Origin of the sequence: Psychrobacter sp. TB55-MNA-CIBAN-0194 (assembly GCF_040309505.1) — a bacterium.
Lineage (GTDB): Bacteria > Pseudomonadota > Gammaproteobacteria > Pseudomonadales > Moraxellaceae > Psychrobacter > Psychrobacter fozii.
In genome coordinates this window covers 1-271 of sequence record NZ_JBEOOW010000298.1, presented here as the reverse complement: position 1 = coordinate 271, position 271 = coordinate 1, and the positions used below count along the sequence as shown (strand labels likewise).

Below are 271 nucleotides of genomic sequence, written 5' to 3'. Positions count from 1 at the left end.
GGATAGATTGCTTGTACAGCTTCGATACCCAGTGCGTTTGCCGGATTGTGTAATGGGGCGAGGACTTTTAGACGTTTGACTTCTGCTAACACATGCGCATCGACACGCACCGCTTCTGAGTACTCACGACCGCCATGTACCACTCTATGCCCAACAGCAATAAAGTGATACTGCTCAAGTAGCTCAAGGATTTTCTGTAAGGCAAGTTCATGACGACCACCAGCGATTGCAATTTCTAACTTTTCACCATTTAATGTGGTGTGTTTAATAC

General features: G+C 45.8%; 1 pseudogene. It reads right to left on the bottom strand.

From position 1 onward, the window contains the following. A pseudogene (locus AAEY75_RS15215) lies at window positions 1–271 on the bottom strand (acetate kinase); the annotation flags it as partial.